Here is a 16247-nt window from a genome sequence, read left to right on the forward strand (position 1 = left end):
CCGATCATGTCCCTCAACACCCGCATCTTCGCCCCAATTCTCACCGTTGTTCTGGCCGGGGTCATCAGCTTCTGCTGGCTCGCCTGGCGCGCCATCGAAGTGGGGCAGGCGAGCAGCGAAAGCACCGAGCAATCGGTCGAGATCCTTGCGCAGGCAACCCGGATCTCGACCAACGCGGACCACTTGAGCGAGATCCTCGACGACCTCCTCGGGATGACCCGCCTCTATGACACCGATGCAGCCTGGGGCCGGTTCAGCGAAATCGCGGAGGACATGCGCGCAGACGTCGAAAGGATCGGCGTGAAGGCCCAGAGCGAGGCGATGCGGGCTCTCGTGATCGAACTCGAGGAAACCCGCGCCATGCTGGTGGCCGATGCGGGGCTCGTCTTCGGGATTGCCCCCGCGCCCGCCATTCCGACCGCGGAGAAGCTCAACCGACACACCGCGCATCTGGCCGGACTGGTCGCGGCCGTGAACGCGCAGGCCAGCACGGACGCACAGGCGGTTGCGGCGGAGAATGCGCTGGTGCTTCGGGACCAGATCACCATGGCCGGGGCGCTTGGGGGAACCGCAACGCTCGCTGCCGTCATCTTCGCGGGCATCATCGCCATGAGCCTCTCGCGCCACATGCGCCGAATTGCCTCCGAGCTTCAGGTCATGTCCGGCACTGGCACAGGCACCGACACTGCGCCCCGCGACAGGCCCGCCCGGCAACCACGCAACGAGATCCTCACGATGCTGCGCGCGCTCGATGTGCTGAAGGAAAGCCTCGCGAGCCGCGATGCCCTTGCTGCCCAGGCGCTTGAGCACGAGAAGGCCCGCGCCGAACAGATGGCTGCGGAGCAAAGGCGCGCAGAGGAGGATGCGCAGCGCATGGCCGAGGAACAGAAGCGTGTGGAGGCACAGATTGCCGCCGAGCGTCAGCAGGCTGCCGAACAGGCGCGCCGCGCCGCGGCCTTTGCAACCTTCGAGGACGCACTCGCCCGGACCGTGGCCGCCGCATCGAATGGCGATTTCTCCGCGCGCGTGCCCACCGAAAGCCCCGACCCGGCACTCGCCTCGATTGCCGAACAGCTTAACGCGCTCCTGCAGGGCACGGAAGCGGCGATCACCGAACTATCCCATGTTCTCAACGGCTTCGCCTCGGGCGACCTGACCTATCGGATGCGCGGCAGCTACAAGGGACTGCTCGCAAGCCTCCAGAAGGACGCCAATACCACCGGCGACAAGCTCCGTTCGCTGGTGCAGGACATCCAGAATTCGGCCCGCCAGATCAACAGCTCGATCTTCACGATCTCGAACGGTGCGGGCGATCTCTCGTCCCGCGCCACGGAGCAGGCCGGCAATCTCGAACGCACGTCCTCCTCCATGGAAGAAATCGCATCAACCGTGAAAGCCACCGCCGAGAATGCCGCTCATGCCCAGGCGCTCTCGGAAACCGCCCGGACGGAGGCTGCCAACGGCGCCGAGATTGCCGAACGTGCCATGGCGGCCATCCGGCTCGTGGAGGTGAGCGCGAGCAAGATCGCCGAAATCACCTCCGTGGTCGATGGCATCGCCTTCCAGACCAATCTCCTTGCGCTCAACGCGGGCGTGGAAGCGGCCCGCGCCGGCGAGGCCGGCAAGGGCTTTACCATCGTCGCCTCCGAAGTGCGCGCCCTCGCCCAGCGCGCCGCCGATGCAGCGCGCGAGATCGCGGCGCTCACAGCGGAAAGCAGCGAGCAGGTTTCCCAGGGCGTGACACTGGTGGAGAACACCGGCAACGCGCTTTCGAAGATCAGCCGTCAGGTCGAGACCTCCGCCCAGGCGATCAGCGACATCTTCGAGGCGGCCCAGGCGCAATCGAGCGCGGTGGCGGAGATCAGTCAGGACGTGACGGAGCTGAAAGCCAACACCCAGAAGAACGTGCATCTCGCCGTCGAGAGTGCCGATGTCGCAAGGGGCGTCGCGGCAGAGGCCGACCAGCTCACCGATCTGATGTCCTTCTTCAAGGTCGGCAACGGCGCTGTCCACCCGCACGCCGGTCGCGCAGCCGGCTGACCCGCCCGGGGTCTTGTCAGCAAGTTAGAGTGTCGCCACCCGCCTTGAGCCGGCCCCTTCCGGGATCGAGGCGTCCGGTAAGCGAATGGTTAACGTGCTTGGCCCGTTTCTCGACCCTGAACCCACCTGGCCATACTTTCAGCCATACCGAAACCATACGTTTTCCATATCGATTCCATACCCCCGAAAACGCCCCGACATGCTGTCAAATAGGCCAACTTGAGCCGACCCGCCCCGCTTGCTAAAGATCCGGACCGAAGGGAATTTCAGGGGTGCGGAGCATGGTCAAACTCAGCCACGCAGAGGAAGACAGGGCAAGGTCGAAGACCCTTTCTCCCCTCCGCGGACTAGCCCCGTTTCTGCGCCCATACCGGCTTCTCGTCGCGGCCGCGTTCGCCGCGCTGATGCTCACGGCCACGCTTTCCCTGACGCTTCCGATCGCCGTTCGGCGGGTGATCGACGAATTCTTCAATGAATCCGTGGCCTTGGTGGATCTCTATTTCGGTGCGGCACTGGGTATTGCCTGCCTTCTCGCACTGGGAACCGGGCTTCGATACTACCTCGTCACCCGGCTTGGCGAACGCGTGATCACGGATATTCGGCGCGCGATCTATGACCAGGTGATCGCCATGAGCCCGGCCTTCTACGAACGCATCCGGACAGGCGAGGTGCTCTCCCGGCTGACCACCGACACCACCCTCGTGCTCTCGGTCATCGGCTCTTCGGTATCGGTGGCCCTGCGAAACATGCTCACGGTGATCGGGGGGCTCGTGCTTCTCGTGATCACCAGCCCGAAGCTCACCGCCATCGTCTTGATCGTTGTGCCCCTTGTCCTCGTCCCGATCCTCACGCTCGGACGTAGGGTTCGCCGCCTATCCCGCGAGAATCAGGACAGAATTGCGGAATCGAGTGCGCAAGCCTCCGAAACGCTGCTCGCCGCCCACACCGTGCAGGCCTTCACGCATGAGGCCGCGAGCATCGCGGAATTCGGGAGCCTTTCGGAAGCAGCCTACCGGTCGGCGCGCGCCCGCATTCTCGTTCGCTCGGTCATGACCGGTTTCGTGATCTTCCTCGTGTTCGCCTCCGTGGTCGGCGTGCTCTGGATCGGTGCTCGCGACGTGCGCGCGGGTGACATGACGCCGGGCGAGTTGGTACAATTCGTGATCTATGCGGTGCTCGTGGCCGGGGCGGTCGGCTCGCTCTCTGATATTTGGGGCGAATTGCAACGCGCAGCCGGCGCGACCGAACGCATGATGGAACTCATTGCCGCAAAGGATACGGTTTCCGATCCGCCTCAACCGCGTGCCCTGCCCTCCCCGGTCAAGGGAGCGCTCCGCTTCGAAGATGTGACCTTCCACTACCCGGCCCGCCGTGAGACCGCAGCGCTCACCGGCTTCTCACTAACAGTGGAACCTGGCGAAACGATAGCGCTCGTGGGCCCGTCCGGGGCTGGCAAGACGACGGTCTTCCAGCTCCTCCTGCGCTTTTTCGACCCCTGCACCGGCAGGATCTCGATTGATGGCGAAAATCTGAGGAACCTTGCACGCGCCGACCTGCGCCGACAGTTCGCTCTGGTGCCGCAGGAGCCGGTGATCTTCGCCACGTCGGCGCGGGAGAACATCCGCTTCGGGCGCCCCGAGGCCAGCGATGCGGAAGTGGAAGCCGCGGCGCGCGCCGCAGACGCGCATGCCTTCATCAATTCCCTGCCCGAGGGTTACGAAACCTATGTCGGTGAGCGCGGGGTAATGCTCTCGGGTGGTCAGAAACAGCGCATTGCCATCGCACGCGCCATCCTTCGCGATGCGCCTGTCCTCCTCCTCGACGAGGCCACGAGCGCATTGGATGCCGAAAGCGAACGCGCAGTGCAAAGCGCGGTCGATCGGCTCGCAGAAGGTCGCACCACGCTTATCATTGCGCACCGACTTGCCACGGTGAAACGCGCCGACCGTATCGTGGTCTGCCAGGAAGGCCGGATCGTCGCGGAAGGCACCCATGGTGCCCTCGTTGCGGATGGAGGTCTCTATGCACGCCTTGCCCGCCTTCAGTTCACCGACGGTGCGGCCTGAGCCGCATCATTCCTCTGTTGCGAGGCGAGACGTAGGCGATCATTATTGCCTGAAACCGATGGTTCAGACACGTCGGCGTCAGGGAGACAGCAATGGACATCGAGTGCCGCGAGCTTGCAGACAAAATGCGCGCCGAGGCGGAAATGCCGCTTTCCGACCGCTGGTCGTCCCGGACGCTCTTCGAACAGCTGAGTAGAACGGCAGCATCCTTCCCCGACCGCCCTGCCCTTGCCTTTCAGCTCACATCTGGCCCCACGGATCCCGTCAGTTCCCTCACTTGGGCCGAGCTTCGCAGCGATGTCATCCGCACCGCAAACCTGTTTCGTAAGCTGGGGATCGGCCCTGAGGATGTCGTGGCCTACATCCTGCCCAACGGAATAGAGGCACCGATCACCCTGATTGCCGGCGCGACTGCGGGCATCGTCAACCCGGTCAATCCGCTCCTTTCCGTCGAGCATATCGCAGGCATTCTGCGGGAGACGCGGGCCAAGGTGGTTGTGACGCTCGCACCGTTTCCCAAGACCGACCTCGCGCAGAATGTCGCCAAGGCTGTCGCGCTCGCGCCGGGCGTCCGGACCGTTCTCGAGGTGGACCTCGCACGCCACCTCAATTTCCCCAAGAGTCTGGCCGCACGGCTCATTCGCCCCCGTTTTCGGCGGCGGCATCAAGCCAAGGTGGTCGACTTTCACGCCGCCATCGCATCGCAATCGTCGGCTGAACTGGAATTCGCCGAACGACGCGACAACTCGGTCTGTGCATACTTTCATACCGGGGGCACGACCGGACTCCCCAAGATTGCCCAGCATCGACCCGACGGCATTCTCTACAATGGCTGGTGTGGAAAGGCCTACATGTTCACCGAAGTGGACACGTTGATGTGCCCGCTGCCACTCTTTCATGTCTTCGCGGCCTACCCGGTCTTCATGTCCTGCCTGCTCACAGGCGCGCAGATGATGATGCCGACCCCCCAAGGGTATCGCGGGGATGGCGTGATGGACAACTTCTGGCAACTGGTCGAACGCCACAAGGTGAGCTTCATAATCATGGTGCCCACGGCTGCGGCTGCCCTCATGCAACGCCCCGTCAATGCCGATATCAGCAGTCTGCGCCTCGCGATCAGTGGCTCGGCAGCCATGCCGCTCGAACTGTTCAACCGTTTCGAGGCGGCCACGGGCGTCACGGTTCTGGAGGGCTATGGCATGACGGAGGCCACCTGCCTCGTCTCGATCAATCCCCCCTTCGGCGAGCGCCGCGTGGGATCCGTCGGCTTTCCCTTCCCCTACACCGACGTGAAGATCCTCGATTGCGCACAGGACGGTTCGATAAAAAAAGTATGCACCGAAGGTGAGGTTGCAGAGATCTGCGTGCGCGGGCCCGGTGTCACGGACGCAATCTATACCGAGGCCGAAAAGAACCGCGGCGTCCTGACACCCGACGGCTACCTGCGGACCGGCGATCTCGGGAGGATCGATGAAGATGGCTATATCTGGATCACCGGACGCGCCAAGGATCTCATCATCCGCGGCGGGCACAATATCGACCCGGCCATGATCGAGGATGCCTATATGAGCCACCCGGACGTGGCATTTGCGGGGGCCATCGGCCAGCCTGACGCGCATTCCGGCGAAGTGCCCGCCGTTTATCTCGAGTTGATCGAGGGGGCAACAGCCTCGCAGGATGCCATCGATGCTCACGCGCGAGCGAAGATAACCGAACGCGCGGCCATGCCTCGCCATGTGGAAGTTCTCGAAACCCTGCCTAAGACCGCTGTGGGCAAGGTCTACAAGCCAGAACTCCGCGCGCTGGCGATTTCCCGTGTTCTGAACCAGACGCTCGAAGCCGCTGGTACATCCGCACGCGTCGTGGCGGTTATTGAGGACAAGCGCCGGGGACAGGTCGCTCAGATTTCTCGTTCAAGCCAGGCGGAGGGCGATGAAGCTGCTAGTCATGTTCTCGGCGAGTTCGCTATACCGTGGGCATGGAACGAGACAGCGGATCCGACTCAGCCATCACCGCAGAGCTGACACGCCAGAAGGCTGTCCGCCGTTCGCTGCAGAATGCGTTCAATGCGATGGCGATCGCGATCATGGCCGGTTTCCTGCTCTATATCGGCAGGAGCATCATCGTGCCCATCGTCATGGCGGCCATCGTCGTCTACGTGATCGTGGGTTTGGCGCACTATCTCGATCGTCTGCCCGTTCTTGGCCGCTACCTCCCCGGCTGGTTGCGCCAACTTGTCGCGGTCTTCGCCATCGGCGCCGCAATCGCCTCCATGATTGCACTCATCATTACCAATGCCAGCTCGGTTGCGGCTGTCATTCCGCGGTATCAGGAACAGCTTCTCAGCCTGATCCAGTCCGCTGCAGTGCATCTGGGTGTGCAGGAGGAACCGACCTGGACAACGCTCCGGGATCAGGTTCTGGCGGAGATCGAGTTCCGACCGCTGATCCAGACAACTCTTTCTTCGGTTTCGCAGATCGTCGCTGTGGCTGCCGTGGTCTTCATTTATGCCGGGTTCCTGTTGAGCGAGCGGGTGACCTTCGGCACGAAAATCAGCCGCCTTTCCAGCGATCCGGAGACCGTGGCCGAGATAAACGCCATTCTTGCGGAGGTGAACGATCGCGTCGGGGCCTATCTCGCGCTCAAGACTTTCGTGAACATTGTTCTCGGCGCAATCAGCTGGGTGATGATGTCGGTGGTCGGTGTCGAGTTTGCCGCCTTCTGGGCTGTGCTTATCGGCCTGCTTAACTACATCCCCTATGTCGGCTCCTTCATCGGAGTTCTGTTTCCGGTCGTTCTCTCGGCGATGCAGTTCGGGGACATCGGCACCGTGCTGCTCGTGCTCCTTGTGCTGTCGGCGGCGCAGATGTTCGTGGGCAGCATCCTTGAGCCCTATATAATGGGCAATTCGCTCAACCTCAGCCCGACGGTGATTCTCCTCGGCCTCGCGATCTGGTCGGCGCTATGGGGTATACCGGGAGCCATTTTGAGCGTGCCGATCATGGCCAGCCTCGTGATCGTGCTGGCCTCGTTCCAGAGCACGCGCCCCTTCGCGGTCATGCTGTCGCGCAATGGCCAGGTTGGAGAGGCGATCGAGCGGCGCGATCCGGAGACCGGCCCACTCGTGAGTTGATTGCGGTCGATCCACGATATCCCAGGCATCCCGGGTGCCAGCCGCAAATCAGGGCCCAGTGGAGTCGAGAGAAATGTGGGGGGAGCTGCGCTCAGCGCTTGTCCATGCTCGGATGACAACCGGACCCGGCGAGGTCCTCCTGGCGGCGTATCTCAGTCCTGAGAAGCACCAGAGCATCATCGAGTTCTTCGGCGAGATTGGTAAAGGCATTCATTGCCGCATATACCCGAAGCTCCGCCAGGATCTCGAACATCTGCTCGTTGTCTTCAGGTAGATACATATTACAATCCCCGTACGCATGCCGCCACGCCCTCGGGGTGGCCACGTGTTCTTCCTACGCCATATCGCCATCGGGCAACAGATTAAAATTCTCAGAACGCTAAATAGGTTTATGAAAGAGTGGGATAGTTAAAGTATTTGCGCGGTTAGATCGCATGAGTCGATCATGTTTCGGTTTATTTGCGGCATCCGAGCAAATATGCGTCCAAATGAATGCACGCATATCGAATCACGGATGACTGAACTCGCGGGAACAAGGCTGGGATGGCAACGTCCGCAGCGCCGACTTCAAACCGGTTTATCACTGCGCTAAGCTTGATCTGCTCGAGGGCATTCTGCCCGCCGGCATTCCTTATCCGGAGAATGCGATGCGAAATGCGCGGCCAGCCCACCCGGCCATAGAGACAGCCATCAAGGAATTCCGGTCGGGCCATTTGACGCGCCGCGATTTTCTGGTTCGCGCGACCGCTCTCGGAATGGGAGCCGCCACTGCAATCGGGATTGCGGGTCGAGTGCCGCAAGCTGAAGCGCAGGCGCTGGAGCCGAAATCGGGTGGAACCCTTCGCATTTCCATGGCCGTCATGCCCGTGCGCGATCCTCGCGTTTTTGACTGGCCGGAAAAGGGCAATCTTGTCCGGCCCCTGTTGGAACCACTCGTTCGCTTCACGAGAGATTTTACTCTCGAGCCGCATTTGCTCGAAAGTTGGGAGCTGAACGAAGATGCGACCGAGTATGTATTGAACCTCCGTCAGGGCGTGGTGTGGAACAACGGCGATCCCTTTACGGTCGATGATGTGATCTTCAACCTTGAACGCTGGTGCGAGGCTCACGTGCCGGGCAATTCCATGGCGGAGCGCCTGGCAAGCCTTGTTGCACCCAAGGATGACAAAACGGGGGAAGCTGCTCAATTCGGGCCAATACCGGGAGGTATAGAACGGATCGACGCGCATACAGTCCGGCTGAAACTGCGCCGCCCCGATATCACCCTAATTCCCGGCCTATCCGACTACCCCGCCATGATCCTTCATCGGGATTTTGATACGATGGGAGGCGATATCGTAGCCGCACCCGTCGGAACCGGACCCTGGAAACTCGAAACAATGAAGACCGGACAGCTGGCACGCTTTGTCCGCCGGACAGATCCGGATGGCTGGTGGGGCAATTCGGTCGGGGGGCCAGTGCACCTCGACGCGATCGAATATGTCGATCTGGGCACCAATCCACGCGAGGAACTGGCTGCTTTCTCTGATGGCAGGGTCCATGCCAACTTCGAGACCCCGGCAGCCTACGTGCGTACCTTTTCTGATGCCGAACTGATGCAGGACGACATAGTATCAGGCGCGACGATCTGCCTGCGCATGAATACCGGCAAGCCCCCGTTCGGGGACAAGCGGGTCCGGCGCGCGATTCAAAGTGCAATCGACAATGGCGTCATTCTCGACCTGGGCCACGAGGGACTGGGGCAGAAGGCGGAAAATCATCACGCGGGGCCGATGAATCCGGAATATGCCCGTCTGCCACCTCAAGTTGCAGACAGGGAACGCGCCCGTTCGCTCCTGGAGGAGGCCGGACATGAGGAAACCGAGTTCAATCTCGTCTCCATTGATGATGACTGGCGGCGAAACACTTGCGATGCCGCCGCGGCCCAACTGCGGGACGCCGGGTTCAAGGTCACCAGATCCGTCCTGAGTGGTCGGGATTTCTGGACTGACTGGAAAGACTACCCCTTCTCGGGAACGAACTGGAACATGCGCCCGCTGGCTGTCCAGATCTATTCCCTGGGGTACCGCAGCGGCTCCGTCTGGAACGAGACCGCGTTTTCGGATGCCCGTTTTGATGAGTTGCTCAATCAGGCGATGGGCCTCGCGGATGCCGCAGAGAGACGGGATCTGATGGCGGAGATGGAAGCGATCCTCCAAGACTCCGGTGTGATCGTCCAACCTTACTGGCGTGCGCTTCATCGTCACATGCGACCCGAGGTTCGGGAATTGCACATGCATCCCTCCTTCGAGGATCATCTTGAGCGTGTATGGATCGACTCCTGATCGGTGAACCCCTTCAGCAAAAGTTAACAATTTCGATAACCAAGTGACTATTCTCACCAACAGGTGAGGTCTTTTTGTGGTAAGTTGGCGGTAATCTGCCGGAGTTAACGCTGCTAGTCGGAAGAATTTCGATTCCGATTGATGTGCTTTCGGTGACCACGATATGCGCTAGCCCTGAAGACAGACAGGATTGAACCATCCCCGTCCGCGAAACGACTAAAGTCCGGACATTTGCGAGAACCCGGAGGAATTTCCATTGAAGAACAAGCTCAACTCTGCCGCGTCGGGGCTGCACGGAATGACGGGGCTGTTTGTCGCGATCGCCGTATTCAGTGCGTTCGTCAACCTGTTGATGCTGACCGGCCCCCTCTACATGTTGCAGATTTATGACCGGGTGCTCACGAGCAAATCGGTCGAGACGCTTGTTGCGCTGACAATGCTGATCGGCGCGCTCTTCGCCTTCATGGGCGTGCTGGATTTTGCCCGGGCCCGTATTGCCGCACGGATCGGCGCCAAATTGCAGAGCCGGCTCGACGGTCGGGTGTTCAACGCCATACTTCGTCGCTCGGTACACTCAGGCGAACGCTCCAAACCCGCAACAGGGCTGAAAGATCTTGAATCGGTGCAGCGGCTACTGTCCTCGCCGATCCTCTTCGCGGTATTCGACATGCCGTGGGCCCCGCTCTTCATCGCGGCCATCTACACCTTCCATCCATGGCTTGGCCATCTGGCTGTCTGCGGCACGTTGATCATTGTCTGCATAACGCTGCTCAACCAGTATCTCGCGAAAAAGCCCGAGCAGGAATCCATGATGGCCTCCAACCAAGGCGACGTTTTCGCCGAGAGCATTCGCCAGCAGGGCGAGATGGTCCGGGCGCTCGGCATGAGTGCCGCGGTGACCAACCGCTGGCAGGAACTGCGTCGCAGGGCGCTTTCCGCGCAGCTCTCTTCGAGCGACCGGGTCGGGCAGTTCACCACGATGACCAAGTCCTTCCGGTTCTTTTTGCAATCCGCCATTCTGGGTCTCGCAGCCTACCTGGTGATCCAGGGCGACCTCTCTCCGGGCGCGATGATTGCCGGCTCCATCCTCCTTGGCCGTGCGCTGGCGCCCATCGAACAAGCAATTGGCGGATGGCCGAACGTCATTCGGGCCCGCCAGGGATGGACCCGTCTCAACGAGCTCCTCGCGTCCACTCCGGAAGCGGAGGAACACACTGCACTTCCGCGCCCCCGCGCCGAGCTCGACGTCAACCAGATCACCGTCTTTCCGCCCGAGCAGCAGAAGGCCAGCCTCAGGATGATGTCCTTCCATATGCGTCCGGGACAGGCGCTTGGTGTGATCGGGGCATCGGCCTCGGGGAAATCGACGCTGGCTCGCGTGCTGGCTGGCATCTGGCGGCCGTCCTCCGGCTCGGTCCGTCTCGATGGCGCGGCCTTGGACCAATACGAACCTGATGTGCTCGGCAGCTATATTGGCTATCTCCCGCAGGACGTGGTGCTCTTCAATGGAACGGTGGCAGATAATATCGCCAGGATGCAGGCCAACCCTGACCCCGCACAGATCGTCGATGCGGCAAAGAAGGCCGGCGCGCACGAAATGATCCTTCAACTGCCCAACGGGTACGACACGCCGGTCTCCTCCGGCGGCGGACGGCTCTCCGGCGGCCAGAAACAGCGCATCGGGCTCGCCCGCGCCTTCTATGGCGATCCGGTATTCCTCGTTCTGGACGAACCCAACTCCAACCTCGATTCCTACGGTCAGGATGCGCTCAACAGTGCGATCCGGCAGGCCAAGGAGGCGGGGAAGATCGTCATCATCATGGCCCACCGCCCCGCGGGCATCGCGGAATGTGACCTGATCCTGATCGTGGAGGCCGGTGCGGCGAAGGCCTTCGGCCCCCGTGACGAGGTATTGAAGGCACATGTGAAGAATTACGCGCAGGTCGCGGGCCAGCTACCGGCCCAGGTCAGCGCGGAAGCAAGATAATCGGAGGCAGCTTAGATGTCAGGTGATAGCGAAAAGACTGGCTGGGGGCTCTCCCGGTTCATCATTCTGGGCTACGCGGCGCTCGGCCTCCTGCTCCTCGGACTGGGCGTCTGGGGCGTCACGACGCGGATCGCCGGAGCGGTGGTCAGTTCGGGTATCGTTGCCGTGCAAGGCAACCGCCAAGTGGTTCAACACGAGACCGGCGGGGTGATCGCGGCGATCAACGCCCGCGACGGGGACGAGGTGGAAGCAGGCGAAATTCTGGTTTCGCTCGACGGCCAGAAGCTCAGAACCGAACTCTGGATCGTCGAGGGTCAATGGTACGAGATCCTGGCGAGGAAGAGCCGCCTTTCCGCGGAGCGGGATGGAATGGACAGCATCGACTTCGATCCCGAACTGGTGGCGCGTGCCGAGGTTTCACCGAGTGCCGTCCGGCTCATGAATGCGCAGATCCAGCAGTTTGAAGCGCGGAGACACCTTCTCGAGGAGGAAACCAAGCAGCTGCGCGAACGCCAGATCCAGATCGACAACCAGAATGACGGCCTGGCTTCCCTGGATGCGGCAACGAATGAGCAGATCGATCTGATCACGCGCGAAATCGAGAACCAGGAGGAACTGCTTTCCCAGGGACTGACACAGATCACCCGCGTTCTCACGCCCCAGCGAGAGCTTGCATCCCTCAGGGGCACTGCGGGCCGGGTCGGCGCGTCAATCGCGGAGAACAAGGGCAAGATCGCCGAGATCGAAATCGAACTTGTTCGCCTCCAGGCGCAGGTTCGTGAAGAGGCAATTTCAGAGTTGCGCGATCTCGAGTACCGCGAGATCGAGCTGCGAGAACGCCGCCGTTCGCTGATCGAGCAAATTAATCAGCTTGACCTTCGCGCGCCTGTCTCGGGCATCGTCTACGGGAGCACCGCCGATACGCTTCGCGGAGTGATCCGTGCGGCTGAGCCGGTGATGTATATCGTGCCAAAGGACACCACGCTCATTGCACGGACGCGCATCGAACCGATCCACATCGACCAGATCCATATTGGTCAGGATGCAATTCTGCGCTTTTCGGCCTTCGACTCCCGTTCGACGCCGGAGGTACCCGGTATCATCTCGGAGGTCTCCGCTGACGTGATCGAGGACGAGCAGCGCGGCCTCCGCTACTACGAAGCCGATATCGAGCTGGAATCGGATGTGTTCGAGTTGCTGGGTGACAAGCAGGTCGTGCCCGGCATGCCCGTCGAGGCCTATATTCAGACCGGCGAGCGTAGCCCGCTCAACTACCTGCTGAAACCGATGACCGACTACTTCAACCGCGCCTTCCGCGAGGGCTGAGAGACACGGCATCTGCCGTATTCGCTCTGCCAACGCCGCCCGAGTTTCCGCCGGGCGGCGTTTTGCTCCGGACGTGGAAGACCCTGACTGGCCGCAGGTTTGTGACACGTCAGGCGGATGGACGCCGATTGCTCAGTTGGCGGGTTCGATGGGCTTGTCGAGGGCTTCGATCTCCGGTGAGTTCTTGCCCGTCGCACGCCGCCATTCGATTTCGGCTTTATCCGACTGCGCATCCAGAATGGCGAGAGCATCTTCGGAAGAGAAGTCCTCCGGCAGTTCCGCCCAATCGGATGCGTTCATCTCATCTGCGGCATCCGGAATGAGCGACCAGACCAGCACGCTCATCAGAAAGCCTGCGGCTACGATCTTCAGCGTCGCTGACGAGGGCATATCGAAGTTCTCCAGCTATGGGCACGACTACGCCCAAGCTATGAAGAATAAAGGTTAACCACCTGTTTAGGGTTTCCAGCGTCAAACCCGAGCCGACCAGCGCCGGATTGACACCCCCGATTACTCTGCCGCCTCGTCGTAGCTATCAAGCGGTGGGCAGGAACAGATGAGGTTCCGGTCGCCATAGACATTATCCACCCGATTGACCGGAGACCAGTATTTGTCGACACGGAACGCTCCCGGCGGATAGCATGCGGCTTCCCGGTCGTAGGGCCGGTCCCATTCGCCAACTAGATCCTCGACCGTATGCGGGGCGCGTTTGAGCGGATTATTCTCCGGATCCATGCGGCCCGCTGCGATGTCTTCAGCTTCTTTGGCGATTGCAAGCATGGCGGAACAGAAGCGATCAAGTTCCGCCTTTGGCTCGCTTTCGGTAGGCTCGACCATCAAAGTACCGGCCACCGGCCAGCTCATGGTCGGGGCATGGAACCCGCAGTCGATCAGCCGCTTTGCCACGTCGTCGACCGTCACCCCAGCGCGCTCTTTGAGAACACGGGTGTCGACGATACACTCGTGTGCCACTCGACCGGTCGCGGACTTGTAGAGGATGGGAAAGGCCTCTGCCAACCGGGAGGCGATATAGTTCGCATTCAGGATCGCGACCTTTGTAGCTTGCGTCAGTCCCGCCCCGCCCATCATCAGGCAATAGGCCCATGAGATCGGCAGGATCGAGGCCGATCCGTAGCTCGCCGAAGAAACCATGCCGGCACCTCCCTCGCGGCCCGGAAGGAAGGGTGCCAAGTGCGCCTTTACTCCAATCGGGCCCATGCCGGGCCCCCCACCGCCATGAGGAATGCAGAAGGTCTTGTGAAGGTTGAGATGGCTTACATCGGAGCCGAAATCTCCGGGGCGCGAGAGGCCCACGAGAGCATTGAGGTTTGCGCCGTCGAGATAGACCTGACCACCGTGCGAATGGGTGATTTCGCAGACCTTCCGCACCGTTTCTTCGAAAACGCCGTGGGTAGAAGGATAGGTGATCATGCACGCGGAGAGCGTATCGGAGTGCGCTTCAGCCTTCGCCGCAAAATCCTCCAGATCCACATCGCCGTTTGCGGCCGACTTGACCACGACCACCTTCATGCCGGCCATCTGCGCGCTTGCCGGATTGGTTCCATGTGCAGAAACCGGAATCAGGCAGACATTGCGATGCGCCTCTCCCCGGCTTAGGTGATAGGCCCGAATGGTCATCAGACCGGCATACTCGCCCTGTGCGCCCGAATTCGGCTGCATCGAGATCTCGTCGTATCCCGTGATGGCGCAGAGTTTTTTCGCCAGGTCACCGATCAGGTCTCTGTAGCCCTCGACCTGGTCCTCCGGCGCAAAGGGGTGAATCCGCGAGAACTCCGGCCACGAAATGGGCATCATTTCGGCGGTCGCATTCAGCTTCATCGTGCACGAACCGAGCGGTATCATCGCCCGATCAAGCGCAAGGTCCCGATCCGCGAGGCGCCGCATGTAGCGCGTCATCTCCGCTTCCGCCCGATTCATGTGAAAAATGGGATGCGAGAGATAGGAGCTCGTCCGGATAAGATTTTCCGGTAAACGGTGATCGCGGTCGAGATCCCGGTCGAGCAGATCGCCGCCGAAGGCCCGCCAGACAGCCTGCGTGTGTTCGCGCCGGGTGGTCTCATCGAGGCTGATGCCGATATGGGTGCCACCCACCTTGCGCAGATTGATCCCCTCGGCCCGCGCGGCGTTGAGGATCACTCCCTGCACCGCACCAACATTGACAAGGACCGTATCGAAGAAACTCCCGGTCTCCACGTCGAAACCGAGCCCTTCAAGGCCTTTGACCAGTCGAACGGTCTTGCGATGAATGCGCTGGGCTATGGCCTTCAGACCGACGGGACCATGAAAGACCGCATACATGGAGGCCATGACCGCGAGAAGTGCCTGCGCAGTGCAGACATTCGACGTGGCCTTCTCCCGGCGAATATGCTGCTCCCTCGTCTGCAGGCTGAGGCGATAGGCACGGTTGCCGCGTGCATCGACGGATACTCCGACAATCCGGCCAGGCATCGAACGCTTGAACGGATCCCTGACAGCCATGTAGGCGGCATGCGGACCGCCGTAACCGAGCGGAACGCCAAAGCGCTGCGCCGAGCCAATGGCTATATCAGCGCCCATTTCGCCCGGGGGCACCAGAAGGGTGAGCGCGAGGAGATCGGCAGCGACACAAGCCAGCGCCTTGGCCTCGTGCAGTCGGGCAATCGGCTCCGAGAAATCATGGATGTCGCCGTAGGTGCCCGGATACTGGAAGATTGCACCAAAGACGCTCTCGGGCTCGAGATCCTTAAACGGATCTCCGACGACGACCTGCCAGCCAAGGGGTTCGGCGCGGGTGCGGATAACCTCTATGGTCTGAGGGTGGCAGTTATGGTCAACGAAGAAGGTCGTCGCCTTCGATTTCGACGCCCGCTGCGCCAGCGCCATCGCCTCAGCCGCTGCCGTTCCCTCGTCGAGCAGCGAGGCGTTGGCCACGTCAAGTGCCGTCAGGTCGCAGACCACGGTCTGGAAATTCAGAAGCGCTTCAAGCCGGCCTTGGCTGATCTCGGGCTGATAAGGCGTATAGGCCGTGTACCAGGCAGGATTCTCGAGAATGTTGCGCTGAATAACCGGAGGCGTGACGGTGTCGTAGTAGCCCTGCCCGATCAGACTGGTGAAGACATTGTTGCGTCCTGCGACCACACGCATCTTGTGCAGCGCCGCCTGCTCCGAAAGGGCGGGCCCCCAATCGAGCGGTTCGGCCTGACGGATCGAAGGCGGGACAGTCTCTTCGATCAACTCATCAAGGCTACCCACTCCCACAACGTCCAGCATCTGAGCCATCTCTGCGGGAGACGGCCCGATATGGCGCCGATTGGCAAAATCATAGGGGTGGTAATCGGTTTCCTCGAACGGCATCGATACTCCCTGCGGTC

At 61.3% G+C, this 16247-nt stretch carries 10 protein-coding genes; 7 read left to right on the plus strand and 3 right to left on the minus strand.

The annotated features are described in order from the left end of the window. The first annotated feature begins 6 nt into the window (after positions 1-6). The 4 genes from ACP15W_RS11410 to ACP15W_RS11425 all read left to right on the plus strand — a co-directional run bounded on the left by ACP15W_RS11410 (position 7) and on the right by ACP15W_RS11425 (position 7239). Positions 7-2040 carry a methyl-accepting chemotaxis protein gene (locus ACP15W_RS11410; protein ID WP_424933017.1) on the plus strand — a complete coding sequence of 678 codons (2034 nt, stop codon included), beginning with the start codon at positions 7-9 and terminating at the stop codon, positions 2038-2040. 281 nt (positions 2041-2321) lie between these two features. After that, complete coding sequence (locus ACP15W_RS11415; protein ID WP_424933019.1) at positions 2322-4106, plus strand: ABC transporter transmembrane domain-containing protein; 1785 nt, start codon at positions 2322-2324, stop codon at positions 4104-4106. A 92-nt stretch (positions 4107-4198) separates the two neighbouring features. Then, positions 4199-6130, plus strand: coding sequence for an acyl-CoA synthetase (locus ACP15W_RS11420; protein WP_424933020.1), 1932 nt, complete (start codon positions 4199-4201; stop codon positions 6128-6130). Positions 6131-6177: 47 nt separating this feature from the next. Then, a complete protein-coding gene (locus ACP15W_RS11425) occupies positions 6178-7239 on the plus strand; it encodes an AI-2E family transporter (RefSeq protein WP_424933021.1) in 1062 nt (353 codons plus the stop codon). A gap of 91 nt (positions 7240-7330) precedes the next feature. Here the strand turns inward: ACP15W_RS11425 and ACP15W_RS11430 are convergent, their stop codons facing one another. Further along, complete coding sequence (locus tag ACP15W_RS11430; protein WP_424933022.1) at positions 7331-7519, minus strand: hypothetical protein; 189 nt, start codon at positions 7517-7519, stop codon at positions 7331-7333. 367 nt (positions 7520-7886) lie between these two features. Between ACP15W_RS11430 and ACP15W_RS11435 the strand changes: the two genes are divergently transcribed. The 3 genes from ACP15W_RS11435 (at position 7887) to ACP15W_RS11445 (ending at position 12876) form a co-directional block, all read left to right on the plus strand. Then, the gene (locus ACP15W_RS11435; RefSeq protein WP_424933023.1) at positions 7887-9563 is read left to right on the plus strand and encodes an ABC transporter substrate-binding protein; all 1677 of its coding nucleotides are present in this window, start codon (positions 7887-7889) and stop codon (positions 9561-9563) included. A gap of 256 nt (positions 9564-9819) precedes the next feature. Further along, positions 9820-11550, plus strand: a complete 1731-nt coding sequence (locus tag ACP15W_RS11440; RefSeq protein WP_424933024.1) for a type I secretion system permease/ATPase — start codon at positions 9820-9822, stop codon at positions 11548-11550. 15 nt (positions 11551-11565) lie between these two features. Beyond that, positions 11566-12876 carry an HlyD family type I secretion periplasmic adaptor subunit gene (locus ACP15W_RS11445; RefSeq protein ID WP_424933025.1) on the plus strand — a complete coding sequence of 437 codons (1311 nt, stop codon included), beginning with the start codon at positions 11566-11568 and terminating at the stop codon, positions 12874-12876. A gap of 132 nt (positions 12877-13008) precedes the next feature. Here ACP15W_RS11445 and ACP15W_RS11450 read toward each other — a convergent pair whose 3' ends face one another. Together ACP15W_RS11450 and gcvP are read right to left on the minus strand one after the other, a co-directional pair. Then, positions 13009-13266, minus strand: coding sequence for a hypothetical protein (locus ACP15W_RS11450; protein WP_424933026.1), 258 nt, complete (start codon positions 13264-13266; stop codon positions 13009-13011). A gap of 120 nt (positions 13267-13386) precedes the next feature. After that, positions 13387-16230, minus strand: a complete 2844-nt coding sequence (gcvP, locus tag ACP15W_RS11455) for an aminomethyl-transferring glycine dehydrogenase (protein WP_424933027.1) — start codon at positions 16228-16230, stop codon at positions 13387-13389. Positions 16231-16247: the final 17 nt, after the last annotated feature.

Source organism: Amaricoccus macauensis, from assembly GCF_049800915.1.
Lineage (GTDB): Bacteria > Pseudomonadota > Alphaproteobacteria > Rhodobacterales > Rhodobacteraceae > Amaricoccus > Amaricoccus macauensis_A.

Excerpts from the sequence above, each read along its gene's own strand:
- ACP15W_RS11435 (WP_424933023.1), top strand. The coding sequence starts at position 7,887 with ATGCGAAATGCGCGGCCAGCCCACCCGGCCATAGAGACAGCCATCAAG.
- ACP15W_RS11410 (WP_424933017.1), top strand. The coding sequence starts at position 7 with ATGTCCCTCAACACCCGCATCTTCGCCCCAATTCTCACCGTTGTTCTG.
- ACP15W_RS11450 (WP_424933026.1), bottom strand. The coding sequence starts at position 13,266 with ATGCCCTCGTCAGCGACGCTGAAGATCGTAGCCGCAGGCTTTCTGATG.
- ACP15W_RS11420 (WP_424933020.1), top strand. The coding sequence starts at position 4,199 with ATGGACATCGAGTGCCGCGAGCTTGCAGACAAAATGCGCGCCGAGGCG.
- ACP15W_RS11445 (WP_424933025.1), top strand. The coding sequence starts at position 11,566 with ATGTCAGGTGATAGCGAAAAGACTGGCTGGGGGCTCTCCCGGTTCATC.
- ACP15W_RS11415 (WP_424933019.1), top strand. The coding sequence starts at position 2,322 with ATGGTCAAACTCAGCCACGCAGAGGAAGACAGGGCAAGGTCGAAGACC.
- ACP15W_RS11425 (WP_424933021.1), top strand. The coding sequence starts at position 6,178 with ATGGCGATCGCGATCATGGCCGGTTTCCTGCTCTATATCGGCAGGAGC.
- gcvP (WP_424933027.1), bottom strand. The coding sequence starts at position 16,230 with ATGCCGTTCGAGGAAACCGATTACCACCCCTATGATTTTGCCAATCGG.
- ACP15W_RS11430 (WP_424933022.1), bottom strand. The coding sequence starts at position 7,519 with ATGTATCTACCTGAAGACAACGAGCAGATGTTCGAGATCCTGGCGGAG.